The organism is Limnothrix sp. HT2024, from assembly GCF_059138625.1.
The window spans coordinates 2,951,552-2,975,477 of sequence record NZ_CM181121.1 but is presented as its reverse complement, the minus strand read 5'-3'; the positions used below and the strand labels follow the sequence as shown (position 1 = coordinate 2,975,477).

Annotated in this window: 23 protein-coding genes, 1 pseudogene and 1 riboswitch; of the genes and pseudogenes, 17 read left to right on the top strand and 7 right to left on the bottom strand. The window is 55.8% G+C overall.

Features of this window, described 5'->3' with window-relative positions; translation table 11 throughout:
* Positions 1-5: 5 nt before the first annotated feature.
* On the bottom strand, positions 6-2,252 hold the full coding sequence (gene recQ / locus AC2IAX_RS12070; protein WP_494387705.1) for a DNA helicase RecQ: 2,247 nt from the start codon (positions 2,250-2,252) through the stop codon (positions 6-8).
* A gap of 184 nt (positions 2,253-2,436) precedes the next feature.
* Between recQ and AC2IAX_RS12065 the strand changes: the two genes are divergently transcribed.
* Complete coding sequence (locus AC2IAX_RS12065) at positions 2,437-3,192, top strand: prepilin-type N-terminal cleavage/methylation domain-containing protein (RefSeq protein ID WP_494387704.1); 756 nt, start codon at positions 2,437-2,439, stop codon at positions 3,190-3,192.
* A 54-nt stretch (positions 3,193-3,246) separates the two neighbouring features.
* Here the strand turns inward: AC2IAX_RS12065 and AC2IAX_RS12060 are convergent, their stop codons facing one another.
* Positions 3,247-3,735, bottom strand: a complete 489-nt coding sequence (locus AC2IAX_RS12060) for a hypothetical protein (protein WP_494387703.1) — start codon at positions 3,733-3,735, stop codon at positions 3,247-3,249.
* A 305-nt stretch (positions 3,736-4,040) separates the two neighbouring features.
* On the opposite strand from AC2IAX_RS12060, the gene argB reads away from it, so the two are divergent.
* Both argB and AC2IAX_RS12050 read left to right on the top strand, forming a co-directional pair.
* Positions 4,041-4,940, top strand: a complete 900-nt coding sequence (argB, locus tag AC2IAX_RS12055) for an acetylglutamate kinase (RefSeq protein ID WP_494387702.1) — start codon at positions 4,041-4,043, stop codon at positions 4,938-4,940.
* A 140-nt stretch (positions 4,941-5,080) separates the two neighbouring features.
* The gene (locus tag AC2IAX_RS12050; RefSeq protein ID WP_494387701.1) at positions 5,081-6,178 is read left to right on the top strand and encodes a Gfo/Idh/MocA family protein; all 1,098 of its coding nucleotides are present in this window, start codon (positions 5,081-5,083) and stop codon (positions 6,176-6,178) included.
* 50 nt (positions 6,179-6,228) lie between these two features.
* On the opposite strand, the gene AC2IAX_RS12045 is transcribed toward AC2IAX_RS12050, so the two are convergent.
* The gene (locus AC2IAX_RS12045) at positions 6,229-6,765 is read right to left on the bottom strand and encodes a GNAT family N-acetyltransferase (RefSeq protein WP_494387700.1); all 537 of its coding nucleotides are present in this window, start codon (positions 6,763-6,765) and stop codon (positions 6,229-6,231) included.
* A gap of 380 nt (positions 6,766-7,145) precedes the next feature.
* Positions 7,146-7,286, top strand: a riboswitch (cobalamin riboswitch).
* A gap of 23 nt (positions 7,287-7,309) precedes the next feature.
* On the opposite strand from AC2IAX_RS12045, the gene AC2IAX_RS12040 reads away from it, so the two are divergent.
* The 3 genes from AC2IAX_RS12040 (at position 7,310) to cobW (ending at position 9,825) form a co-directional block, all read left to right on the top strand.
* The gene (locus AC2IAX_RS12040) at positions 7,310-7,870 is read left to right on the top strand and encodes a DUF1636 domain-containing protein (protein WP_494387699.1); all 561 of its coding nucleotides are present in this window, start codon (positions 7,310-7,312) and stop codon (positions 7,868-7,870) included.
* Between the two features lie 69 nt (positions 7,871-7,939).
* A complete protein-coding gene (locus AC2IAX_RS12035) occupies positions 7,940-8,581 on the top strand; it encodes a HupE/UreJ family protein (protein ID WP_494387698.1) in 642 nt (213 codons plus the stop codon).
* A gap of 179 nt (positions 8,582-8,760) precedes the next feature.
* Positions 8,761-9,825, top strand: a complete 1,065-nt coding sequence (gene cobW, locus AC2IAX_RS12030) for a cobalamin biosynthesis protein CobW (protein WP_494387697.1) — start codon at positions 8,761-8,763, stop codon at positions 9,823-9,825.
* Between the two features lie 30 nt (positions 9,826-9,855).
* Here the strand turns inward: cobW and AC2IAX_RS12025 are convergent, their stop codons facing one another.
* The 3 genes from AC2IAX_RS12025 to bioU form a co-directional block, all read right to left on the bottom strand.
* Positions 9,856-10,401 carry a DUF456 domain-containing protein gene (locus AC2IAX_RS12025; protein ID WP_190356245.1) on the bottom strand — a complete coding sequence of 182 codons (546 nt, stop codon included), beginning with the start codon at positions 10,399-10,401 and terminating at the stop codon, positions 9,856-9,858.
* Between the two features lie 72 nt (positions 10,402-10,473).
* Entirely contained in the window at positions 10,474-11,436 is a 963-nt protein-coding gene (locus AC2IAX_RS12020; protein ID WP_494387696.1) for an ABC transporter permease, read from the bottom strand.
* A 131-nt stretch (positions 11,437-11,567) separates the two neighbouring features.
* On the bottom strand, positions 11,568-12,572 hold the full coding sequence (gene bioU, locus AC2IAX_RS12015; RefSeq protein WP_494390378.1) for a (S)-8-amino-7-oxononanoate synthase BioU: 1,005 nt from the start codon (positions 12,570-12,572) through the stop codon (positions 11,568-11,570).
* A gap of 682 nt (positions 12,573-13,254) precedes the next feature.
* Between bioU and AC2IAX_RS12010 the strand changes: the two genes are divergently transcribed.
* The 8 genes and pseudogenes from AC2IAX_RS12010 to AC2IAX_RS11975 all read left to right on the top strand — a co-directional run bounded on the left by AC2IAX_RS12010 (position 13,255) and on the right by AC2IAX_RS11975 (position 20,915).
* The gene (locus tag AC2IAX_RS12010) at positions 13,255-13,467 is read left to right on the top strand and encodes a DUF2997 domain-containing protein (protein WP_099532398.1); all 213 of its coding nucleotides are present in this window, start codon (positions 13,255-13,257) and stop codon (positions 13,465-13,467) included.
* A 127-nt stretch (positions 13,468-13,594) separates the two neighbouring features.
* Positions 13,595-13,981, top strand: a complete 387-nt coding sequence (locus tag AC2IAX_RS12005; RefSeq protein ID WP_099532397.1) for a DUF1257 domain-containing protein — start codon at positions 13,595-13,597, stop codon at positions 13,979-13,981.
* 267 nt (positions 13,982-14,248) lie between these two features.
* Positions 14,249-14,707 (top strand): ferredoxin, encoded by a 459-nt coding sequence (locus tag AC2IAX_RS12000; RefSeq protein ID WP_494390377.1) that lies wholly within the window; start codon positions 14,249-14,251, stop codon positions 14,705-14,707.
* Between the two features lie 244 nt (positions 14,708-14,951).
* Positions 14,952-15,506: a GNAT family N-acetyltransferase gene (locus tag AC2IAX_RS11995; RefSeq protein ID WP_494387695.1), complete on the top strand. Its 555-nt coding sequence runs from the start codon at positions 14,952-14,954 to the stop codon at positions 15,504-15,506.
* Positions 15,507-16,105: 599 nt separating this feature from the next.
* A complete protein-coding gene (locus tag AC2IAX_RS11990) occupies positions 16,106-17,119 on the top strand; it encodes an ABC transporter substrate-binding protein (RefSeq protein WP_494387694.1) in 1,014 nt (337 codons plus the stop codon).
* Positions 17,107-19,458, top strand: coding sequence for an ATP-binding protein (locus AC2IAX_RS11985; protein WP_494387693.1), 2,352 nt, complete (start codon positions 17,107-17,109; stop codon positions 19,456-19,458). The genes AC2IAX_RS11990 and AC2IAX_RS11985 overlap by 13 nt, the downstream gene beginning before the upstream one ends.
* Positions 19,459-19,547: 89 nt before the next feature.
* A pseudogene (locus tag AC2IAX_RS11980) lies at positions 19,548-19,922 on the top strand (response regulator); the annotation flags it as partial.
* 93 nt (positions 19,923-20,015) lie between these two features.
* Positions 20,016-20,915 (top strand): sensor histidine kinase, encoded by a 900-nt coding sequence (locus AC2IAX_RS11975; protein WP_494390376.1) that lies wholly within the window; start codon positions 20,016-20,018, stop codon positions 20,913-20,915.
* A gap of 82 nt (positions 20,916-20,997) precedes the next feature.
* Here the strand turns inward: AC2IAX_RS11975 and tsaD are convergent, their stop codons facing one another.
* Positions 20,998-22,089 carry a tRNA (adenosine(37)-N6)-threonylcarbamoyltransferase complex transferase subunit TsaD gene (gene tsaD / locus AC2IAX_RS11970; RefSeq protein ID WP_494387692.1) on the bottom strand — a complete coding sequence of 364 codons (1,092 nt, stop codon included), beginning with the start codon at positions 22,087-22,089 and terminating at the stop codon, positions 20,998-21,000.
* A 224-nt stretch (positions 22,090-22,313) separates the two neighbouring features.
* Between tsaD and AC2IAX_RS11965 the strand changes: the two genes are divergently transcribed.
* From AC2IAX_RS11965 to AC2IAX_RS11955, 3 genes are all read left to right on the top strand, one after another.
* Entirely contained in the window at positions 22,314-22,796 is a 483-nt protein-coding gene (locus tag AC2IAX_RS11965) for a Photosystem I reaction center subunit III (protein WP_494387691.1), read from the top strand.
* A gap of 257 nt (positions 22,797-23,053) precedes the next feature.
* Positions 23,054-23,179, top strand: a complete 126-nt coding sequence (psaJ, locus tag AC2IAX_RS11960; RefSeq protein ID WP_099532391.1) for a photosystem I reaction center subunit IX — start codon at positions 23,054-23,056, stop codon at positions 23,177-23,179.
* 136 nt (positions 23,180-23,315) lie between these two features.
* Positions 23,316-23,798: a photosystem I reaction center subunit XI gene (locus AC2IAX_RS11955; RefSeq protein ID WP_099532390.1), complete on the top strand. Its 483-nt coding sequence runs from the start codon at positions 23,316-23,318 to the stop codon at positions 23,796-23,798.
* Positions 23,799-23,926 lie beyond the last annotated feature (128 nt).

Genomic DNA, 23,926 nt, shown 5'->3' with positions numbered 1-23,926 from the left:
AAAAGCTAGTGGGCGAGTTGGTCGGTGGTTTCGGCTGCCCAGGCGGCGCGGACGAGGCGAATATCGGCGTAGGTGTGGCGCTGTTGTAAGAATTCGTAGATTTCTGTGAGGCGTTGGGCTCCGCAATGGTCGATCGCCCGAACAATGTCTTGCTGGATGTCGGGAGCCACGAAATCATCGATGTTGATCGCGTAGCCCTTGCGAATCAGCTCTTCGATGTGGGTGGTGATCGTGGTGGTGCGTAGGTTGCGGGCTTCGGCGATGTCGGCCAGGCGGTGGCCCTGTTGGTAGAGTTCCCAGGTGCTGTAGATCGTGGTGCTGACGGCGCGGCTGGTGCGATCGCTGATTCGTTGGTCGATCGCCTTGGCCGGTGAATCGAGGTTGAATTCCTGGCAGAAGGCCCCGATCGCCGCCGTGAAGGTTTGGCCGTATTGCTCCAGTTTGCGGCGACCCACTCCGGGCACATCGGCAAATTGCGCCAAATCCAGGGGCCGCAGCTTGGCCATGGCCCGCAGGCTGGCATCGGTGAACACCACGTAGGGCGGCACGTTTTGCTCGTCGGCCAGTTGTTTGCGCAGTTGCCGCAGCCGATCGAACAGGGGTTGCTCTTCGGGGGCCAGGTCTTCGGTGTTGCTGGTGGGGCGATCGCGCCGTTGGGGTGGCACGGCGACCCAGACTTCTCGCTGTTTGCGCAACACTTCCCAACTGAGGGCGTTTAACCGCAAAACCCGATAGCCATCGGTGGTTTCATCGACCAAGCCTTCGTGCCGGAGCGATCGCGCCAGCAAATGCCACTGTTCCGCCGTCCGATCCTTGCCAATGCCGTAGGTCGAGAGTTCTTGGTGGTTATTACGCAAAATTTTTTCGTTTTTGGAGCCGCGCAACACATCGATGATGTATTGCGTGCCGAACCGCTCCCGCACCCGGGCCACGCAGGAGAGGAATTTTTGGGCCGGAATCGTCCAATCCTCTAGGGGTTTGGGGTCGCGGCAGTTGTCGCAGCCGTTGCAGTTGCCGGGAAAGGCTTCGCCAAAATAGCCCAGTTGGATCGTGCGGCGGCAAACGGTGCTTTCGGCATAGTCGATCGTCTGGCGCAGTTGCTGTTGGGCGATCCGCTGTTCGTTGGGGTCGGGCTTTTGGCCGATCAAATATTCAATGCTGCGAATGTCGCCCGTGCCGAAATAGAGGATGCAGCGGGCGGGGTCGCCATCGCGGCCGGCGCGGCCCGATTCTTGGTAATAGCCTTCCAGGTTGCGGGGCAGGTCATAATGCACCACCAGCCGCACATCGGGCTTGTTGATGCCCATGCCAAAGGCGATTGTCGCCACCATCACCCGCACATCGTCACGAATAAAGCGGGTTTGGTTGTCAGCGCGGCTTTCGTTGTCCATGCCCGCGTGGTAGGACAAGGCTCCGATGCCATCCATCTGTAGCTTGCGGGTCAGCTCGTCCACCCGTTTGCGACTGAAGCAATAGACGATCGCGGAGCCATCGGTGGTGCGCAACAACCGCAACAGTTCGGGATAGGTGTTGCGATCCTTGGGCCGCACTTCGTAATACAAATTGGGGCGGTTGAAGCTGGCAATGTGGATGCGTGGATCGCGCAACTGCAACTGATGCACGATGTCTTGGCGGACGCGATCGGTGGCCGTGGCGGTCAGGGCCATGAAGGGCACATTTGGATAGCGATCGCGCAGGCTCCAAAGTTGCCGATATTCCGGGCGGAAGTCGTGGCCCCACTCGGAAACGCAATGGGCCTCATCGATCGCAAATTGCGCCAAACCAACCGTCTGATGGATTCGATCGATTAGGGGCAAAAACCCTTCGGTCATCAACCGTTCAGGCGCAACGTAGACCAACCTATAGACGTTATTCAGCAACTCCAATTCGCGCGATCGCAACTCGGCTACGCCCAAACTGCTGTTCAGAAAGGTGGCGGAAATGCCGTTATCGCGCAGGGCGGCCACCTGGTCTTGCATCAGGGCGATCAGCGGCGACACCACCACGGTCAGGCCGGGTTGCAACAGGGCGGGCAGTTGGAAACAAAGGGATTTGCCGCCACCCGTGGGAATCACGACCAGTTGATCGCGCCCGGCCAGTGCTGCTTCCACGATTTCCCGCTGGCCGGGCCGAAAGCTGCGATAGCCAAAATACTGCTTGAGGGCCTGGTCAAGGTTGGGATCGGTAACCCGATCGGGCGCTGTGAAGGGTTGCCCCGCCGTTTGGTTTGTTGTCTGACCAACCCCGATCATGTGCCTTGCCGTCACTCGCCGTGCAATTCCTTGCTGAATTTAGCTCAAAACGGCAGTCCATACCGATCGGGCTGGGGAGGGGCGATCGATCCAAGTCTGGGGTTCATGGGCAACCTGGCATAAGCAAGAAAATAGTCCTCATCAATGTCAAAATAATCACCAATGGGCTAATCTGCATACGGGCATGAACTCTTCCTTTTTGTGGCGGTGGCTTGTGCGACAATCCTGCACAGCCGAGATGCTGCCCGTGAATAATCCGTTTTCTGGATTGGGTTTTGGCTCCGTGGTTTTGGGTGATGACCTGGATTCTGGATTGGGTTCTGGCGCTGTAACATTGAGTGACGAGCTATCAGGTCATCCAAGGCAGGAACCTTCTCACTCAATTTCGGGCTGTTTATTGACAGATCCTACAGTTTTGGGTCACTCAGGGGCGGGGTTTACGCTGCTGGAATTGTTGATGGTGGCGGCGCTGGTGGGCATCCTCAGCGCGATCGCTGCGCCCGTTTGGCTATCTTTTGCCGATAACCAACGCCTCAGCGCAGCCCAGGATGCGGCCTTTCGGACGATGCGGATTGCCCAGGCCCGGGCCCGCCACAATCGACGGATTTGGGAAGTATGTTTTCGGGATACGGGTCGATCGGTTGAGTTGGCGGTGCAGCCCGCTCGGACGGGATTTTGTAACAATGCCCGGTGGGAACCTCTGCTGGCGGAGGCCACGGGCACGATCGGTGTAGCGATCGATGGGGACAACAGCACCCTGCGATCGCGCAGTGGCGTTTACCGAATGCAATTCCAGGGCAGTGGCTGGGTGAATGGGCAACTGGGCCGAGTCACCTTTCAACTGCGCGATCGGGGGGATGATAGCCGCCGGAGTTGCGTGTTTGTGTCAACCCTCTTGGGTGCGTTACGGGGCGATCGCGATCGGGCCTGTTTGCGCTGATTCGCTGGTGCTGATCCCGATGGTTCGCTGGCGGCTGTTTTAAGTTCCAGCTTTTTAATTTCCAGTTTTTTCGCTTGCGCCCTGGCCCAACTCGGGAGCCACGGGATACCAACGCCAGCGCTGGAGCCGAAACTGTAATGTTGTGAACCGGGCCCGTTCCGCCATTGGGAGATTGAGCAATTGCTCCACGGGTCTTACTGTGCCATCGGTCTGCACAGCCAAATTATCCGCGTCTAGTTCCAACATCCAATTGCCGAACCGACAGGTAACCGGCGCAATCCGAAAGCCACTCAAGGACTCGATCGGGTGGCCAATGCGGGCCCCCACGCAAAACACATCCTCCGGGGCCCGACTCACGCCCCGCAGCGCGATCGCCACTTCCTCGCGTAATTGCTCAGATTGCTCAATTAACGATTGCCACTCGGCCAGGCTGGAGGAACCACCGGCCAAAGCAGGCTGGACTTCCCAGCCAACGGTGGTCGCTCGGACAACGCCCACCAGAATGGTGATTAGCCCCAAAGTCCAATGTACGTATTTACCCATTGATCGGGAAGCAACCGCCGAGCGCCCAGACGATTACGTAGCCTCTGTTACAGTTTTAGCCCGATCGCCTCGACCTCCGCTCGGTTCTCAAGAAAACCACACAGCAATTTCAGTGCGTCTGGTCACCACGATCCGATCGCCTGCCTCGTATCATGCAACCGAAGCGGGCCCCTCATCGGATTGGCCCACGGAAAACGGCCGAGAGGTGAGTTAAGCACAGCACTGACAACCCTCCTCCACCCGGCCGCTATTCACCGGGCAATCCTAACCTCACCCCAGCAAACCCTCAGAGCCACTGACTGACCATGGATCACGAAAGCGAATACATCAGCAAAGCCGAAGCCACCCGGGTGCGCGTTCTCAGCGAAGCCCTGCCCTACATTCAGCAGTTTGCCGGGCGCACGGTGGTGGTGAAATATGGCGGCGCAGCCATGAAAGACGATCGCCTCAAGGACAAGGTGATTCGTGATGTTGTGTTCATGTCCTGCGTGGGGCTACGTCCGGTGGTGGTGCATGGGGGCGGGCCGGAAATTAACAACTGGCTGGGCAAACTCAACATCGAGCCACAGTTTCGCGACGGGCTGCGGGTGACCGACTCCGACACCATGGACGTGGTGGAAATGGTGTTGGTGGGCCGTGTGAATAAGGAATTGGTCTCGCTGATTAACCAGGCCGGCGGCATGGCGATCGGGCTGTGCGGCAAAGATGGCAACCTGGTGACCGCTCGCCAAAAGGGCAATCGTGAGGAAATTGGCTTTGTGGGCGAAGTCAACAGCATCAACATCGATGTGTTGGAACCGATGCTGAACAATGGCTACATTCCCGTGATTTCCAGTGTGGCGGCCGATGCGGATGGCCAGGCTTACAACATCAATGCGGACACGGTGGCCGGGGAGTTGGCCGCCGCCCTAGGAGCCGAAAAGATGATTCTGCTGACGGATACGGCCGGGGTGCTGCGGGACTATAAAGATCCTTCAACCCTAATCCCCAAGGTGGATATTCAAGGGGCCCGGGAGCTAATTTCCCAAGGCGTTGTCGGCGGCGGCATGATTCCCAAGGTGAACTGTTGTGTCCGATCGCTGGCCCAGGGGGTGCGAGCGGCTCACATTATTGATGGCCGGATTCCCCACGCCCTGTTGCTGGAAATTTTTACGGACGCGGGAATCGGAACCATGATTGTGGCCTCCGATCTGATGAAGTCCTAGGGGGTGGGCGCGGTTCTTCACAATCCGGATCCGGTTGCTATGAGACAGTGGGGGCAAGGGGCTGAAGCCCCTTGTCTAGTATGGATATTGCGGAAGTTCCCTGAAGCAACCTGAACCGTTCTGAACTGTTTCGAGCAATCATGACCTATTCCACAAACATCCTGGGCGTGGCGATCGCCGGTACGGGGTTTGGCCAAAAAATCCATCTGCCGGTGTTGCAGCAGCACCATCGCACTCGCCCGATCGCCCTGTACCACCGCCAAGTTCAAACGGCCCAGGCGATCGCCCAACGGCATCAGCTTCCCTATGCCTTCGATAGCTTTGAGGAAATGGTGGCCCTGCCGGAGGTGCAAGCGGTGATGATTTCTACGCCGCCTTTTTTGCACTACGCCATGGCCCAAACGGCCCTGGCGGCCGGGAAGCATGTGCTGTTGGAAAAACCGGTGACGATGACGGCGCAAGAGGCGATCGCCCTGGAGCAGTTGGCTACAAAAACAGGGGCGATCGTGGCGGTGGATTTTGAGTTTCGGATGGTTCCGGCTTGGCAATATTTGGCGGAGCTGCTGGCGGACGATCACGTGGGTCAAAAACGCCTGATCAAAATCGACTGGATGGCCTCCAGTCGGGCCGATGCCAGCCGGCCTTGGAATTGGTATGCCCAGCGATCGAGCGGCGGCGGGGCCCTCGGGGCGATCGGGTCTCACACCTTCGACTACATCCATTGGCTATTTGGGCCCGTGCGGCGGTTATTTGCCCATTTGGTTACCTCCGTGCCCGATCGACCCGACCCCAGCAGCGGCCAACTGAAACCGGTGGATTCCGATGATATTTGCCAAATCTTGCTGGAGCTGACCGACGGCACGCCGGTTCAGGTCTGTTTAAGCTCCACAACCTACCAAGGGCGGGGTCATTGGGTGGAAATCTATGGCGATCGGGGCACGCTGATTCTGGGCAGCGACAACCAAGCGGACTATATCCACGGGTTCAAGCTCTGGTATGCACCCGCAGGCGAGCCGTTGCAGGAATTGCCCATTCCCGATCGGCTGGCGTTTCCCCAAACCTATCCCGATGGGCGGATGGCGGCCGTGTTGCGGGTGGTCGATCGCTGGGTGCAGGCGATCGATCAAGGCCAGGCGATCGCCCCATCCCTCCGCGAGGGGATTGCGTCTCAGCAGCTCATGGACTTGGCCCACGAATCCCACGATCGGGGGCAATGGGTGACGGTTCCCGGCACTTGAAAACCTTGGTTTGCTGCAATTGAACAGTCGTATTCCGCAACAACGATGATCTACCAGTACTCGGGGTTGTTGAGAGCTTGGACACAGGAAGACTTTCCCTTGATCGATCGAATCTGATCCCCCGTCAACGATTGAGCTAACCACCCTTCTGGACGCTGTAGCGTGAAGGGGGGCGGAATCACCGCTTCCGTTACCCCTTGGAATCCCACTTTGGAGTAGAACTTGGGATCACCGTAGGTCACAACCAGGTCTACTCCATCCTTGGCGAGAGTATCTAAGCCAAATCTAATCAACCGTTGGCCAATCCCTTGGCGCTGAAAGTCAGTCCGAACAGCAACAGGAGACAGAATGAAGGAATTAGCTCCATTCTCAAAGATCAGTCGTGAGAAAAAAATCCCTCCGATAATTTGGTCAGCTTCTGTGGCAACAAAGCCATAGAAATTACTTGGGTCAGTGCTACTGATTAAGTCTTTTACCAGTCGCCCAACGATCGCTCCTTCGGCCTGACCTTCAGAGTTGGTGAATGTTTGGATGAACAGTTGCTCGATTTCCACTGCATCATTGGGCTGGTATACCGACAGTTTCACGGTTACTCCTTGCGAATGTGGAAGGTCGAAATATGGGTTCGGAATATGTGTAATTTTGCGGTTGATTCAGCACTAATTCAGCATTAGTTGATTCAGCACGAATTGTAGGGTAGGCAATACCCAACACCCTCTAGTCAAGGTACATTCAATCCCCAAGTCATGATTCCCCTCTCCCAAGGTGGGATCGGATTCGTTGAGTGATGCATCATTCAGTGGGCAACGCTCCACAGACGACTTGCCCCTTGAGCATAGGAGTGGCGAGCGACCCCTGTTGAAATGTCTGCGATCTGAATTATGCTCTTGGGATGAATCTGCCCAGCTCGATCGACGGCGGCCACAGCCAAGCCATTTGGCATCCCGTCGCCAGCCGCTGGGCAACCCGATCGTGATTCAACTGCGGTTCTGGTGGAGATCAGCCACCAGAGGTAACGGGGAAAGTCCGGTGCAAGTCCGGCGCTGTCCCGCAACTGTGATGGGCGATCGCCCTGAGTCAGGATGCCCGCCGCGCGGTGTTTATTCCTTCCACTTCTGCGAGGTTCGGACTGTGGAGTCCTCACAACTTTTGTCACCGACGGGCGAAACGCTCGCGGCCAGTTCCGCATCCCCATCCGTTGTTTTCAGCCAAGCTGGCTCCGGGAAAACTAGCCCAGCGCCAGCCAGTGGAGCCACCTCGGTTACCTTGACCCAAGCGGCCGACCAACCCGCCACCGTTCCCATGGCCCTGTTGGTTTGCACAACCTGTGCCAGCACTTGGCAAAACGGCCAGCGAGTGGGCATCAGTGGCGGTGAGCAATTGCTCGATCGCCTGCAAAGCCGTTTGGCGGATGGGGGCAATGGCGCGATCGCCCTGACTCCCACTCAATGCATGAGCGCCTGTAGCCATGCCTGTGTGGTGGCCTTTGCGGCAACCGGTAAACACAGCTACCTGTTTGGGGATTTGCCCCACGATCCGGCCCACCTGGATCAAACCGTGGAGGCGATCGCCGCCTGTGCCGATCTCTATCTCGATCGCCCCGATGGTCTTTTGGCTTGGGGTGAACGGCCGGAACCCTTGAAAAACGGCGTTTTGGCCCGCATTCCCCCCACCACGGTTTCAATCACCTAGGGGCTGTTGCCCACTCCCTAGAATTGTGCATTCATCCCATCCTCCCACTAGGGCTTGGAGAAATTACCCATGCGACAAACCAAAACATTGGCATCGGTTCAAGGTCATTTTGCTGGCGCTGTGGCCGGTTTAGCCCTGCTGTTGGCTGCGTTGCCCGCATCGGCGCACCACATGATGGGTGGTCAGGTGCCCAGCAACGGCTTTGAGGGATTCATGTCCGGTTTGGCTCACCCGGTGATCGGCTTGGATCACTTGGCCTTTGTGGTGGCCTCCGGCTTGGTGGCGATCGGGGCGGCCCGAGGCTGGATTGTGCCTGTGATCTTTGCGATCGCGGCCTTGGGCGGCACGGGTCTACACCTGCAAAGTTGGGATTTACCCTTCCCGGAGCTGATGGTTTCCGGTTCGGTGGTGCTGTTTGGGTTGTTGCTGGCCATGGGTCACCAACTGCCGACGGTGGCCTTGGGGGCGATCGCCCTGGTGGCTGGCCTGTTTCATGGTTATGCCTACGGCGAATCGATCGTCGGGGCGGGCATGGTTCCGCTCACGGCCTATCTGATTGGATTCACGGCCATTCAGCTCACGATCGCCCTGGGGGTGCGGGGGGTGGTGCAACGGTTGGCGGAAGGCTCGATCGCCCAAACCCTGCGCTACATCGGTTTTGCCATTGTGGGTGCGGGCGCGGCATTCTTAGCCTCGGCCTTGGGCGCTTAGGGGATACCTGAGAACTAACTTGAGAGACTTGCAAAGCACGAGTCGTCGTGGGGCAAGGGGCTTAAGCCCCTTGTCTGCGTCAGTTGAGGAGACTCGCAAGGGAGCAGTGATGGCTGTTCAGCCATTCCCTTAGGGCCGCTCAGAACTGGAGTTCCAGAATTGATTCAATACCAATAACCATGCACAAAATTCCCGTTACCGTTGTTACCGGCTTTTTGGGCGCGGGCAAAACCACCCTGCTGCGCCATTTGTTGCAAAATCCCCAAGGCCGCCGGATTGCCGTTTTGGTGAATGAGTTTGGGGAAGTGGGGATTGATGGGGACTTGCTGCGATCGTGCCAAGTCTGTGACGAAGAGGAGACGACTGGCCCCAATAACGGCCCCAGCAACGTGATTGAGCTAACCAATGGTTGCTTGTGCTGCACGGTGCAAGAGGAATTTTTACCGACGATGCAACTGTTGCTCGATCGCCGGGAAGATATCGATTGCATTGTGATTGAAACTTCGGGGCTAGCGCTGCCCAAGCCGTTGGTGCAAGCTTTCCGTTGGCCGGAAATTCGCACGGGGGCCACGGTCGATGGCGTGATTGCCACGGTGGACTGCGAAGCCCTGGCGGCTGGTCGCGTGGTGGGCGATGTGGCAGCGCTGTTGGAGCAGCGGGCCGCCGATGACAGCCTGGAGCACGAAACCCCGATCGAGGAATTATTTGAAGACCAGCTTGCCTGTGCTGATTTGGTGCTGTTGACCAAGTGCGATCGGGTGGAGCCGATCGAGGTGGCGCGGGTGGAAACCTGGCTAAAGCAGGAGTTGCGACCCGGGGTGAAAATTGTCCGTTGCCAACGGGGGGCGATCGCGCCGGAACTGTTGCTGGGCTTCAATGCGGCCGTGGAAGACAACCTGGACGATCGCCCCAACCACCACGACCATCATGATCATGACGATGACCATGACCACGATCATGATCATGACGACGACATCAGCGCGATCGCCCTCACCCTCGGAGCCGTGGAGCCTCGCGCCCTGGTGCAACGCCTAGAGCGGCTGGTGCAGGAGTGGGAAATCTACCGCATTAAGGGATTTGCCGATGTGGCCGGCAAGCCGATGCGGTTGGTGGTGCAGGGGGTGGGGCCACGGTTCGAGACCTTTTTTGATCGGCCCTGGCGGCCCGATGAAGCGCGATCGACCCAATTGGTGATCATTGGTCGCGATTTGGATCGATCGGCGATCGCGGCGGCCATTGGCTAAGTTCAGGCGAAAAAAGGGTTGATCAACAGCTCACATCGCCTGATTCCAGGTCGTGCCCACAAACACGATCGCCGCCATCAGGGCCAACAGTCCTTGAATCACGTTGCCAATAATTGATCCCAACAGGATGCCCAAGGCTGCTTTTAGGGAAACTTTGAAGCGGGGCACGAGCGGTATGGTGCGCCGGTAGAGCATTTCCCCCACCACGGCTCCCAACACCGGGCCCAACAGAATGCCTGCCAAGGGCCCTCCGATCGGGAGGGCCGGCAACAGGCCAAAGAACCCCAACAGCAACCCCACGATCGAGCCAATTTGCCCCCACTGGCTGGCTCCGGCCTTTTGTGCGCCAATGATGCCCGCCAGGTTGTCGATTAACAGGCTCAAGACCAACACAGCGATCGACACCCACAGGGCCGTGGTCACCAGGGCCCAGCCCTTGACGGCTCCCCAAATCACCACGGCCAACACCACCAAACTGGGCCCCGGAATGGCAGGGATGAAGGATCCCAACACGCCCACCAAGGCCATGGCGATTAAGCCCAAATACAAAATTGTCTGACCTGTTTGCCCGTCCATGTTGAGTTGCGAATTGAGCTGCGAGTTGGTTGGCGAATTTGGGCGCGTTAATCGGGTTGGGATGACAGCGGCCTAGCGATCGAGCCGCACCCTCGGATCCAAAACCCCATAGAGGCCATCCGCAATCAGATTGAACAGCACAATCAAAATCGCATAGATAAACGCGATCGCCATCACCACGGGCGTATCGTTGCGCTGGATGGAGTCCACCAGCAAGGAACCAATGCCCGGCACACGGAACACCTGCTCCGTCACGATCGCCCCCGTGAACACCGCTGGCACATCAAGCGCCACCAGCGTCACCACGGGAATCAAGGCATTGCGCAAAATATGCCGCCCCACCACAATCCATTCCGGCAGTCCCTTCGCCCGAGCCGTTCGCACATAGCCCTGATAAACCTGCTCCAGCACCGAAGCGCGGGTGAACCGCATCAGGCCAGCCGTTTGAAACAGGGCCAACACCCCGATCGGCATAATGGACTGCTTGAGCTGCTCTCCCAAGCTAGCGAAATCCACCACTTGCAGGTTGCTGTCATAGATAAAGGGCAGCCAGCGCAGTTGCACACTGAACAGCAAAATCACCAGCAAACCCGTGAAAAAGGGCGGCAGGGAAAAGCCAATGAAGGAAATGAGCGTGGCCGTGCGATCGACCCAACCATGGCGCTTGAGGGCGGCAATTAGCCCCAAGGGCAGGGCAATGAGGGCGCTGAATCCGTAGGCCACTCCCACTACGGCCAGGGTGGTGGGTAACCGTTGGCCAATCAGTTCCAAAACGGGCACTCGGCTGACGAAGGAGTAGCCCAAATCGCCCCGCAGCAGAGACAGCAGCCACTTGACATAGCGGATGTGAACGGGTTGATCCAGCCCCAGGGAGGCGCGAATTTGCGATCGAACCTCGGGGGAGAGGGCCCCGTTGGCGGCAAATTCACCCAAGGGGTCGCCGGGAGCCAGGGCCAGAATGCCAAAAATAATCAAACTGATGGCGAGCAGCGTTGGAATTGCCACCCCAATTCGTCCGAGGAAGTAGCGCCCCATGGGTTTAATAGCGGTTGATCCGGTTGCTGGATCAAATGATTGATCAAACTGATGATAGGCCGTTGGAATCGATCGCCCCGTAGCCAGCGAGACCCGCCTTGCAAGCGGTTTTGGGCGGGTATCGCTTGGCCTTAACGAACAAATTGGGGCATGATTTCGGCGGCGGTGAACAGGCCAAATTGCCCGCGCCGTTGCAGGGAAACGCCGGCCTTCAGGTAACCAAAGGCGGGGCCGCAAACATTGGCAGCCATGCTGGTTTCGTCACCGAGGGTGAAGGTGTGGGTGGAGATTTTGCCCTCGAAGGTGCGGCCCGTGACTTGCACGTTGGTGCTGAGGGGTTTTTTGGCGTTGCGCGTATCCACCACACCACCGACGGTGACCCGATCGCGGCTGCAAATGCCCGCCAACTCCAGCATCAGATCATCGGCATGTTCCATGTTTTCCAAGGCTAGGATGCCGTTGGTGGTGTCGAGGAGAGCTTCGACTTCCGCATCGGTCATCAGCCGGGCCCGCTCGGTGTCATAACCGGGCATGTGGGCGATGTCTTCGCGGATGGTGGCGCGGTAGGCTTCCCAGTTGGCGATGCCGACTCCGAAGGTAATTTTGACGCTGTGAACTTCCGCGTAGCTTTGGGCGGCGATCGTGGCGGCGGCGGTCAGCAGGCCGGGGGTGGCTCCGCAACCGGTGAGGTAGGTGATGCCGGCGTTGGCGAGCCGATCGCCCAGGGCCAGGATCTGTTCCATGGCGCTGGTGCGTTTGAGGGCATCCACCAACACGCCGCGCCAACCGGAGGCGATGATTTGTTCGACAACTTCGGCCATGAAGGTGTTGGGCAGGTTGGGCAGGGCCAGGAAGAAGCCATCGACGTTACCCTTGGCGGCTTCGATCGCCTCCAGGATGCTGGTGGGGCTGAGGGAGCCACCGGGCAGATGGCCCACGGAACCCCGATCGCGGTAGGTGGCGATCGCCCGATCGGGATCTAGCCCTTCGGGGTTGTAGGCAAAACCATCGCGATCGACCGCTGCCACCAGCAGCATTTCGCGCTTGGGAGCCAGCACCCGCGCTGCCGCTTGGCCCAAACCGCCAAAGCCCATCACCCCAACCCGAATTGCACCGGCCTTGTCCGAATTCACCATTTGCGCCGATGCCAAGTCCACAACCGAATGACTCATAACGGAATCCCCAAACTGAACGGGTCAATCAACTTCCAACAAATTCCAACAAACAGATTCCAACCAATTCCCAGCGCGGGAAAACGCGGGAATAAAGATAACCCCCAATCATTGCAGTGATCGGTAAATCTCAGCAATCGCGATCGCCGGGTCACCGGCCCGGACTCGGTGGGTTTTGATCGATATTGCTTGGGTGGTGGGTTGCCCAAACCAGTAGCTGACAATACTTTCGAGCGATAAATGCTGGGTGCTCAGTGACCGATCAATTGCCCCAAACCCTTGCCAATGCGTCCCTTGACTGCGATCGGAAGTTACGCCACACTATCAAAAAGGCAAAGTCAGCGCTCCTATCCAATTTAAACAATTGTCAAGAAGCGTCTCGAAATGGATCGTTTTTGGGCGATCCGCATCGATCGACCCTCGATCGACATTTCAGACCCTCGGTAACTCGGTGAAATCCCGATTCTAAAAAGACCATGGTTTGCTCGGTTGGCGCTTTCCGCCGCCCGGAACTCCCCCGTTGGGTTCTCCGTTGCGGAGCGATCGCCCGAGTCAGTGCTCAAACATCTGTACGAGTTATCCCCGATTGGGGACTTGTGCAAAGGCCTTGAGACCGCCTGTTGGCCGCCTAGTCTGGAAACCCTGCATGGAAACCCTGGAATTCATCATTTACCCCGATGGTCGGGTACAGGAGAAAGTCACCGGTATCATCGGGGCCTCCTGTGCCGAAGTGACCGCCGCCATTGAAGCACAACTGGGGCGGGTCATCAGTCGCGAGGTAACTTCCGAAAACTTTGCTCGGGCCCAAGCGGATCGCGAGGCCTCGATCGAAGCCCAAACAACCTTCAGCGAGTGGTAGCACTCTGGGATTTCTAAGGCGCAGCTTTCGAGCCATTCGGGAGCGGCGCTTTAAAAATTTCAGCCGCGCTTGCTCCGGGGGGTCTGCATCGTTCAACCCGTTCAGATCGCTGTTAACGAAAACCACCATGTCGCACTTTAGCCAAATCAAAACGCAACTTCGCAACCTGACTTCCTTGAAAGCCGCCCTCACGGATCTGGGCATGGATTGGAAAGAAGGCCCCGCCACCGTGCGTGGTTATCAGGGGCAAACGGAAACCGCCGACGTGGCGATCGAACAGCCCAACGGCTACGACATCGGCTTTGCCTGGAACGGCCAGGAATATGCCCTGGTGACCGATATGCAATTTTGGCAACTGAACGGCTCGGTCGATCGGTTCCTGAAGCAAGTGACCCAGCGCTACGCCTTCCACACCGTGATCAACAGCGGTGCTGAACAGGGCTTCCAGGTGGCCGAACAGGTCAAGAATGAGGACGGATCGATCCGTCTGGTGTTGCAACGCTGGAATGGTTAAGGTTCGTTAAGGGAGAGGCTTTGATCCTTTCTACGCAACGACTCAACCGGCCGCGTCGTCTCCATTGTCTAGCGCTGGCTTTGCCCAAAGCAGTGGCGATCTCGCCAGATTTTCTCGCTTGCGATCGGGGCAGGTTCTCAGAGTCCACAAACTCAGAACTTGCCCCGATTTGTTTTTTCCGATTGTCGGCTTGCTATGCCACTAGAGGCAGGAAAAACCATGGATCAGGAACCACAAGCACCAATGGAATCCGCAATGGGATCCGCAATGGGATCCACCGAGCCGGGGGCCGACCATGACGCGGGCCCAGGGTTTGCACCAGAACTGGGCGGATCATTGCGCGGCCTGGGCGATCGCACCGGATTTGAACCGGAGCTGGGCGGTCTGGTGCGCCAAAAGGGTGTCTATGTGGACGAAATTACTTGCATTGGCTGCAAAAACTGCGCCCACGTGGCTCGCAACACCTTTTACATTGAGCTGGAATATGGCCGGGCCCGAGCCATTCGCCAAGACGGCGACCCCGAGGAGCTAATCCAAGAGGCGATCGACACCTGCCCGGTGAACTGCATTCATTGGGTTCCCTTTGCGGAACTGAAACGCCTCGAAGAAGAGCGACGATATCAAGAAATTCCCACGGCGGGCTTCCCGATCGATAAATCCGTGATTGCGGCTAATTTGCGCCGTCGCAAGGAAGCGGCCAGAAAACGGCGATCGGAACAGGCTTAGAGGATGTCTGAAAAGTGTCTTTTGGCACGGGCAATGCACCAATAGTCGTGGGGGCAAGGGGCTTGAGCATCTTGTCTTCGTCGATCGATGAGGCGTGCAGAGTATCGATTTTGGCTTTTCAGACATCCTCTTAGACAACAGCTAGGCCAAAACTAAGCCCAAGCTCAACAGTCGATCGCCCCTAGCCGATCGGCCAACCCCGTTTCCCGAATTGATGGTTCCCGAGCCGAAAGCAAATTAACCCATGGCCGATCAACCCATGGACGATCGCCCCATGGCCGCGCGGCCGATGGCGATCGTCATTCGCCCCAGCTTGCCCAGCGATGCAGCGGCAATTGCCCGACTTTTTCACGATACGGTGCGAGAAATTAACAGTCGTGATTACAGCTTGCGGCAGGTGAAAGCTTGGGCCCCGGATGATTTGTCGTTTTGCAACTGGGCTGAACGCAGCCAAACCCGCTGGACAATCGTGGCGGAAGATCGGTCAACCCCCGATCGCTACCTGATCGCGGGTTTCTGTGAATTGGAACCCGATGGCCATATTGATTGCTTCTACTGCCACAAAAACTATCAACGCTGTGGTTTGGGTCGGCAGCTTTACCAGGCCCTAGAAACCGAAGCACTCGATCGTTCTCTTCAACAATTGCAAGTTGAATCCAGCATCACAGCGCGCTCTTTTTTTGAAGCGATGGGCTTTGTTATGCTCTCTCCGCAGACTGTAAGTGTTCGAGGCGAAAGTTTTGTGAACTACAAGATGGTTAAAGCACTCAGCCCAATTCCCAAAAGCAGCATAACCTAAGATTTAAACAAGCAAGATTTGCATCTTTATCATGCAATTTTTCTTGATGAAAATTCGAGAATTAATCACTAACCGGCTTGTGATTGAAAAATACGTAATCAGTTAATTAATTTCAATTAAGTCAATTCAGTTCTAGCCTGAGAATCATGGAGCAAATGTTGATTGTTGATTCCTGAATTGAGAACTTAGTTATAAATTTTGTCAACTGCTGGGATGAGATTCTAGCAATGGAGAAACGGGCGTGCTACCTTGAAAGTCCGGAAAAACTCGGAAATTAGTTCGAGGATTTTGAAGCACTACCCTTGCTGATTTCCTGTCTCTGTCACGATCTTGCCCCCTTGATCCCGATATGTTGGTATCAATTTAAACCAGAAAATCTGTATTGATCAATCCTGGTTCTTCCGGTATTGCTTGTAAAGCGGCCTGTGAAAGCTAAATCCTAAGGCTATGAATCAGAGAAAACATAAAATAATCCTAAAAAACTTGAATTGCCATCTGTTGTTGTGGTTCGGTCTGAATGACCGATCGGCCCTCGGCTTAGAGTGAGCCTGCCACTCACTGCGCTTTTCCTCTTCACTGCTGAAACTGATGGCTCCAAAATGATGGCTCTCCAAAAATTTCGACCCAAACGGTTCCCACAATTTCTGTTGGTTTGTGCATTCGTTCTGAGCTTGGTGATCCATGGCTGCTTAGCCGGTGGAAATCGCGAGCTGCCGACCTTGCGAGTGGGGATGAATAATTGGCCCGGCTACATGGTTGCTCTTTACGCCAAAGAAGCGGGCCTCTTCCAAAAGCGCGGTCTCCAGGTGGAGTTAGTGCGCTTCACCAATCAGCAAGATAATATTCGAGCGACCATTCGCGGTTCGTTGGATGCCAGTTTTGTGCCCCTCTGGGAGGCAATGCAGGTAGACCCGGGAAACGATCGCCCCGCCTATGTGATGGTGGCGGATATTTCCCATGGTTCCGATGGGATTGTGGCGAGATCGTCCGTGCTCTCAGTGAAAGATTTGCGGGGCAAAACCGTGGCGGCCAAGTTGGGAACCGTCAGCCATCTGATCTTGCTAGAGGCTTTGCAGTCTCAGCAACTGAAGCCAACGGACGTGAAAATTAAAGATGTTTCCAACGATATTGCCGTGCAGTTGTTGTCCAAAGGTGAAGTGGATGCGGCGGTGGTTTGGGAACCGTTGCTGAGTGAAACGGCGGCCAAAATTAAAGGCAAAGTGATTTTTACCACCAAAGATGTGGACAGTTTGGTGATTGATGGATTGGCCACGCGGGCTAGCTTTGCAGCGGATCATCAAGCGGAATTAACCCAACTCATGTTGGCTTGGTTGGATGCCATTCATGCGGTGGATACCCAGCCCGATCGCGTGTTTGCCAGCATTGCGCGTCAGTTGGGCCAAACGCCAGAATCCGTTGCTAAGGACTACTCTGGCCTGCTCAAGGGAGGAGTTGAATTGAATCGCCGGATGTTTGAGGGTCGTCTTGAAGCGGCTAAAAATGAAATTGTGCAGTTGCTGAAGTTAGACCCGCGCCATCGCCAGGTTATTCGTGAAGATATTGAATTCGATCGTGGGCCAATGATGACTGCAATTGAACAATGGAAACCCTAATTTCAAGCCAAAACCCAGACCAAAAGTCCAGAACAATCATCATTGGCCCCTTGCCCAAATCTCCCAAAGTGGTTGCTCCTGCCCGCAGCCTGGCTCGGCAGCTCCTCAGCAAGCTGGGAATTTCCCTGATGGCAATTGGGGTGACCATTTTGGGCGTGAACTATCATCTCATTTCGGCCCAACTGCAAAACCAAATAGGCAAGCGGGCCTTTGCTATTACCCAAGGGTTGCAGTTTGCCACGGAAGGACTGCTGGAAATTAGCCAAGAGAGCATTTTGCGGCGAGTGGTGCAAAATTATGCCACCCTGCCAACGGTGTTGGAAATTGCTATTTTGCGACCCGATGGCACGGTTTTAACCCATAGTTCCGGCTTCCTAGAAAACCAATCCTATGCTGCGAAATACCCCGCCCTGGCGGAACCGATTCAAGGTGCGTCTGCCTCGGGAGTCGAAGCCAGTTACCCTCTGCAATTGCAGGGGAGATCGGTGTTGGTAAGCCTGATGCCCTTTAGCAGCACGCTCTTTCAGGTGCAAGGGAAGCGAGGTTTGGCCGTGGTGATGCTTGATCAAGAGCAAACGGCCTTGGAAATTCGCCAGAGTTTTCTGACTTCCATGGTGACTTGGGGGGCCGGCATCATTGGCATTTTGGGTTTGGGAACTCTGCTGTTGCAGCGCTTGGTGTTGCGGCCTTTGAATCAGCTTCAGCGGGCGATCGGGGTCAGCCAGGGGGGCATGACTTTCACCTTGCCTCCGCAAATGCCTGACCACGAGATTGGCTTTTTGGCAAAGACATTTGAGCAGATTTTTACCCAAAATATTGCTTTGCTAAATCAAGCCCAACAGCAAACGGTGGATTTAGCCAAAGCCAAAGAAGCGGCGGATGTGGCCAACACGGCCAAGAGTGAATTTTTGGCCAATATGAGCCACGAATTGCGAACACCACTGAACGGCGTTTTAGGCTATGCCCAAATTCTCCTGCGATCGCGCACCATGACCGAAAAGGAGAAGCATGGGTTAACAGTGATTTACCAATGTGGCTCTCATTTGCTGAATTTGATTAATGACATTTTAGATCTGTCCAAAATCGAAGCACGTAAGCTGGAAATTTTGCCGGCTCCGGTGAATTTTCCGGCCTTTTTGCAAAGCGTGATCGAAATTTGCAAAATCCGTGCTGAACAAAAGGAACTCAATTTTATCTATGCAGCCGATCGCCCTTTACCGGAAGGGTTGTTGCTGGATGAAAAACGCCTGCGTCAGGTACTGATTAATTTGTTGGGAAATGCGATTAAGTTCACCGATGCGGGGTCGGTGACGTTGCAGGTGCAATGGGTCGATCGACCCTCGGAATCCACTGCGCCACCCCACAACTCCCAACAGCTTTGCTTGCGGTTTGTGGTGCAAGACACGGGCATTGGCATGAGTGTTGATCAGTTGGGGCGCTTGTTCACCGCGTTTGAGCAGGTGGGCGATCGCCGCAGAAACGCGGAAGGAACCGGTTTGGGCTTGGCCATCAGCCAGCAAATGGTGCAGTTGATGGGAGGCAATATTCAGGTACAGAGCACCTTGGGGGTGGGGAGTATTTTTTCGTTCCAGTTATCATTCCCGGCAACCGATCGCTGGCAAGTGCCGTTGCTGGAGTCCCGCAATCAGTTGGTGGTGGGCTATGAGGGGGCAAAACTGAACCTGTTGATTGTGGACGATCGCCCTGAGAATCGATCGGTTCTGGTGGCATTTCTAGAGCCATTGGGATTTGGTGTGACCGAAGCGGAAAATGGAAAAGTGGCTTTGAATGATTTGCGATCGCGGCTTCCCAATCAGCTTCCGGACTTGGTAATCACAGATTTAGCTATGCCTGTGATGGATGGCTTTGAAATGCTGAAACAAGTTCGTCAGGATCCGCTGCTTTGTCACCTAAAGATCTTGGTTTCTTCTGCTTCCGTGACGCAACTCGATCGCCAAACCAGCATTGAAGCGGGCGGTGATGATTTTTTGGTCAAGCCCGTGTTAATGGCCAATTTGTTGGAAAGTTTGCAGCGCCATTTGGGCGTGGTTTGGCGCTATGAATCGGAGGATGTTGCTGCGGGTTCTCAGCCCGAGGTAGCCCATTTAACAAATGAATTTGCCGAACAAAAAGCAATTCATTTACCCGATCGCGCAACCCTAGAAAACCTGCTAGATCTGGCCCAGCGGGGACGCTTAAAACAGCTCTTAGCTGCCATTGACCTTCTGCAAACGCAAGATCCGCAAATGCAATCCTTTTTGAGTGAACTGCGATCTTTGGCGAAAACCTTCCAAGCGGAACGGATTGAAACTATTTTGCAGGCGGCACTGGCCAGTTAAGAGCAATCGTTGCCCAGCGAAGATCATACTGAGCTGACCATTGCTGGGTCAGCAATTACCAGTCAGCCATCAACCTTTGGAGAGTTCTCATGACCAATATGCTATCGGGTTTGATTTTGATTGTGGATGATACGCCCACAAATCTAGATGTGGTTTGTGAAGCGTTGAGCGATGCGGGATTTGAGGTGGCCATTGCCACTAGCGGTGAACGGGCGCTGCAACAGGTGCAGCGGGAACTGCCGGATTTGATTCTTTTGGATGTGATGATGCCGGGAATCGACGGGTTTGAAACTTGCCAGCGTTTGAAGGCCGATCCCTTGACTCGATCGGTTCCGATTATTTTTATGACCGCGCTTTCGGATACGGATAGCAAAATTAGGGCCTTAGATTTAGGAGCCGCCGATTACATCACGAAGCCCTTCCAAGAACAAGAAGTGCTCGCAAGGGTCAAAACCCATCTACAAATTCGATCGCTGACCAAAGAATTAGAACAGGATCTGGATCAAAAAAATGCGGCTCTGCAAGCTTCCCAGTTGCACCTGATTCAAAGCGAAAAAATGTCTGCGCTGGGAAACCTGGTGGCCGGAATTGCCCATGAGATTAATAACCCGATCGGGTTTTTACGCGGCAGCATTGAGCATATTCAAGACTATTTGGAAGATTTGATGGAGCATTTGGACTGTTATCAACAAACCTACTCGGAGGCGAGCGATAGGATCTTGAATCATGCGGAAGATATTGAGCTGGACTTGATTCGCGAGGACTTACCAAAAATTCTGGATTCTATGAAATCCGCTAGTCATCGAATTGCGGAAATTAGCACCAGTTTGCGAACCTTTTCGCGATCGGACAGTAATAACGAAGATGCGCAGGTGATGGCGGATATCCACGAGGGTTTGGATAGTACGCTGTTGATTTTGAAATATCGCCTGAAAGCGAGCGATCACCGCCCAGAAATTTTGGTTCAAAAACTGTATGGGAACTTGCCGGAAGTGCCTTGCTTTCCGGGACAGCTCAACCAGGTTTTTATGAATTTGTTGGCCAACGCGATCGATGCCTTCGATGAAGCCACCCATCAACAATCCTTTGTGGAATTGGCAACTCGGCAGCCCGCCATCACGATCGAAACCCTCCTAGCACCCGATCAACAATCGGTGGAAATTTGGATTCGTGATAATGCCTTCGGGATGAGCGAGGCGGTGCGGCAGCGAGTTTTTGACTGGGCCTTCACCACCAAAGGGGTGGGGCGTGGCACGGGGCTGGGCTTGGCGATCGCCCGTCAAATTGTGGTCGATCGACATCAGGGCGAGCTGACGGTGAACTCAACCTTGGGAGAAGGCACTAGTTTCTGTTTGCGGTTGCCGCTGTCCTCAACACTCTCTGACTTGACTCGGGAAAGTGGCGTGACGATGGGGATATTGTCGCCCAGCCCGTTGGTAGAGTCCCATTGTTCTTGAGGGCCACCGTTCTTGCTCAATTAGCCGAAAATCGTCCCTGTGGATCTGGCTCAGATTGTTCAACGGGAATTGCCCAACCTTCCTAGATCTCCAGAGATTCCAACACCCAGGGAGATTGCTTCGGGGGTTCCACCTGCGGATAGAGCGTTAGCACTTGCTCCAAGCCCAGACGCGATTGAGCAGCGGTGCTGAGGGGTGATTGTCGCTCCCGATCGAAATGTTCACCGGCCGCACAGGCAATCATGGCCGCATTGTCTGTGCAGAACTTCATGGGCGGGAACAAAACCCGTAGCCCCAAGGGTTCCGCCGCTGCCGCCAGGGTTGCCCGCAAGCCCCGATTGGCCGCCACCCCACCCCCGATCGCGATCGTTGAAAACCCCAAATCCTGGGCCGCTGCGATCGCCCGCTTGGTGAGGGCATTCACCACCGCCGTTTGAAAGCTGGCGGCCAAATCCGCCAAAGGCAATTCAGGGGATTCCGCTTGCAGTTTTTGCACCAATCGCAACATGGCCGTTTTCAGGCCGCTGAAGCTGCAATCGTAGGGATGAAAGCCCCCGTCCGGCAACGAAACGCGCCCTTCTGGCAACTTGAAAGCCTTGGGATTGCCTTCGGCGGCCAGGCGATCGATCACGGGCCCGCCCGGATAGCCCAAGCCCATCAGCCGCGCCACCTTGTCAAAGGCCTCTCCCGCCGCATCATCCCGGGTTTGGCCCACCGTTTCATAGACACCCGAGTCGCGCACCGCAATCAAGCTGGTGTGGCCCCCAGAGACCAACAGGCACAGGAACGGCGGCTGCAACGTTGGCTCCATTAAATAGGAGGCGCAGATGTGACCTTCCAGGTGATGCACCGCCAAAAAGGGTTTTTGGTGCAGCATGGCCAGAGTTTTGCCCGCCGTCAACCCCACCAACAGGGCCCCAACCAAACCGGGCGCACTGGTGGCGGCCACCGCATCGATCGCCCCCCAGTCGAGACCCGATTCCTGGAGCGCTTGGGCGATCGTCCAATTAATCGTTTCCACATGGCCCCGGGAAGCCACCTCCGGCACAATGCCGCCGTAGGGCTGGTGGAGGGCAATTTGCGACGAGACCACATTGGCTAGCACTTGACGATTCTTTACGATCGCCACCGCCGTCTCATCACAACTTGTTTCAATTGCTAAAGCAGTCGCCATCGTTGGGAATTTGGCTGATATGGTGAGGGGCAGTATTGGCCATTTGTTGAAGTCTAACTGGTTTCGGCCGAAGACTTCAAACGCGCCCTCTGCCTAGCCTTGCGCGGTCTGGTGTTCCTCCTTAAAGGGATCCAAACCCACGGGGCGATCGGGCAAAGTTCTCGCGACAAATTGCCGTGATTTGTAACAGAAACGTATTGTTTCATAAAGAAAGGAAACAATCTATGCGTCAGTTGTTTGCAATTGCGCTAGCGGTTTGCCTCTGGTTTGGGTTTGCTGCCCCGGCTAAGGCAGATTACTACGCTAACCTGACCCCCTGCGGCCAGAACGCTGCCTTCGTGAAGCGCGCCAAAGCAGCCACCACGCCCGAGGCGAAAGCTCGTTTTGAAAAGTATTCCACCCTGCTGTGCGGTGAAGAGGGTCTGCCTCACTTGATCACCGATGGCAACCTGTCTCACCTGGCAGAATTCACGATTCCGAGCTTGGCTTTCCTGTACATCGCTGGCTGGATTGGCTGGGCTGGTCGTTCGTACCTACAAGCCGTCAAGAAGGGTGACAGCCCCGAAGAAAGCGAAATCATCATCAACGTGCCTTTGGCTGTGAAGTGCTCCTTGGGTGGTGCGGCTTGGCCCGCAGCGGCCTTGGCTGAATTCGGCAGCGGCAAGTTGTTGGCCAAAGAAAGCGAAATCACGGTTTCGCCTCGCTAAACCCGGTTGGTTTACCGGGGTGCGGTAAGGGCACAGGTTTTATGGTGACAAATCGGATGACGACCCCGATCGGTCAGCCTCCGTTGCTGGCAAACAACTGATTCTGTGAGCGATCGCCTGGGGCTGGGAGGCACAACCAACCGGTCCGGTGATCGCTTCCCTGTTATCAGCGATCGCCCCGTTTCCGTTCCCGCCTGGGCCATGGCCGATCGACCCCCACTCCCCTGTTTTTAGAGATCTGGATTCGGAGACCATCCATGAAAGACTTGCAGCGCTATTTGTCCTCGGCTCCCGTGTTGGCAGCCGCTTGGGTTACCTTCACCGCTGGCCTGTTGATTGAATTCAACCGGTTCCATCCGGATTACTTGGTGCCGCCCTTCTAAACAAAGGGCGATCGCGGTTTGGGCGTTGGGTTGGGTCTGCCAAAGGGCAGCCAGAACACCGGCCCACGATCCAAACAACCAGTTTTGAAAATGCTTTGTCCCGCTGATTGCACGCTTAACCTCTAGAGGGAAAACTATGGCTTTGGACGTGGTTTCTCATAACGGCGATCCCCAGGTCGGCGATCTGGTGACTCCGATCTCCGGTTCTGGTTTTACGAAGGCTTTGATTCAAAATCTGCCGGCCTACCGCAAGGGCCTGTCGCCGATTCGTCGTGGTTTGGAAGTGGGCATGGCCCATGGTTATTTGCTGTTTGGGCCCTTTGCCTTCACGAGCCAATTCCGCAACACCAGCTACGGCACCTTGGTGGGCTTGATTGAAGCAATTATTTTGGTGACGATTCTGTCGCTGTGCCTGTCGGTCTATGGCAACGTGACGACCAAGGCTCCTTTGGCCTCCGTGGCCGTGTCCGAAGTGCCCGCTGAGTTGGGTACGAAGGAAGGCTGGAGCGAGTTCGCTGGCGGCTTCACGATCGGTGGCATCGGCGGCGCAGCCTTCGCTTACGCGGTCTATTCCGTGGTGCAGTCGGGCGTGTTCCAAACCTTTGCGAACGGTCTGTAATTGACCCGGCCCTTGGTTTTCAACCTGAACTTTTAAGCCCAAAAAGGCGGTGGTCTCAATGGCCATCGCCTTTTGGTTTTGGGTGGTTATTGAATTTTGGGCCGCTTTTCTGGGCGCTGATTTCTGGA

Bases quoted from the DNA above. Each gene is read 5' to 3' on its own strand.
- recQ (WP_494387705.1), bottom strand. From the start codon at position 2,252: ATGATCGGGGTTGGTCAGACAACAAACCAAACGGCGGGGCAACCCTTC.
- AC2IAX_RS12065 (WP_494387704.1), top strand. From the start codon at position 2,437: ATGAACTCTTCCTTTTTGTGGCGGTGGCTTGTGCGACAATCCTGCACA.
- AC2IAX_RS12060 (WP_494387703.1), bottom strand. From the start codon at position 3,735: ATGGGTAAATACGTACATTGGACTTTGGGGCTAATCACCATTCTGGTG.
- argB (WP_494387702.1), top strand. From the start codon at position 4,041: ATGGATCACGAAAGCGAATACATCAGCAAAGCCGAAGCCACCCGGGTG.
- AC2IAX_RS12050 (WP_494387701.1), top strand. From the start codon at position 5,081: ATGACCTATTCCACAAACATCCTGGGCGTGGCGATCGCCGGTACGGGG.
- AC2IAX_RS12035 (WP_494387698.1), top strand. From the start codon at position 7,940: ATGCGACAAACCAAAACATTGGCATCGGTTCAAGGTCATTTTGCTGGC.
- cobW (WP_494387697.1), top strand. From the start codon at position 8,761: ATGCACAAAATTCCCGTTACCGTTGTTACCGGCTTTTTGGGCGCGGGC.
- AC2IAX_RS12025 (WP_190356245.1), bottom strand. From the start codon at position 10,401: ATGGACGGGCAAACAGGTCAGACAATTTTGTATTTGGGCTTAATCGCC.
- AC2IAX_RS12020 (WP_494387696.1), bottom strand. From the start codon at position 11,436: ATGGGGCGCTACTTCCTCGGACGAATTGGGGTGGCAATTCCAACGCTG.
- bioU (WP_494390378.1), bottom strand. From the start codon at position 12,572: ATGGTGAATTCGGACAAGGCCGGTGCAATTCGGGTTGGGGTGATGGGC.
- AC2IAX_RS12010 (WP_099532398.1), top strand. From the start codon at position 13,255: ATGGAAACCCTGGAATTCATCATTTACCCCGATGGTCGGGTACAGGAG.
- AC2IAX_RS12005 (WP_099532397.1), top strand. From the start codon at position 13,595: ATGTCGCACTTTAGCCAAATCAAAACGCAACTTCGCAACCTGACTTCC.
- AC2IAX_RS12000 (WP_494390377.1), top strand. From the start codon at position 14,249: ATGGGATCCACCGAGCCGGGGGCCGACCATGACGCGGGCCCAGGGTTT.
- AC2IAX_RS11995 (WP_494387695.1), top strand. From the start codon at position 14,952: ATGGCCGATCAACCCATGGACGATCGCCCCATGGCCGCGCGGCCGATG.
- AC2IAX_RS11990 (WP_494387694.1), top strand. From the start codon at position 16,106: ATGATGGCTCTCCAAAAATTTCGACCCAAACGGTTCCCACAATTTCTG.
- AC2IAX_RS11985 (WP_494387693.1), top strand. From the start codon at position 17,107: ATGGAAACCCTAATTTCAAGCCAAAACCCAGACCAAAAGTCCAGAACA.
- AC2IAX_RS11975 (WP_494390376.1), top strand. From the start codon at position 20,016: ATGTCTGCGCTGGGAAACCTGGTGGCCGGAATTGCCCATGAGATTAAT.
- tsaD (WP_494387692.1), bottom strand. From the start codon at position 22,089: ATGGCGACTGCTTTAGCAATTGAAACAAGTTGTGATGAGACGGCGGTG.
- AC2IAX_RS11965 (WP_494387691.1), top strand. From the start codon at position 22,314: ATGCGTCAGTTGTTTGCAATTGCGCTAGCGGTTTGCCTCTGGTTTGGG.
- psaJ (WP_099532391.1), top strand. From the start codon at position 23,054: ATGAAAGACTTGCAGCGCTATTTGTCCTCGGCTCCCGTGTTGGCAGCC.
- AC2IAX_RS11955 (WP_099532390.1), top strand. From the start codon at position 23,316: ATGGCTTTGGACGTGGTTTCTCATAACGGCGATCCCCAGGTCGGCGAT.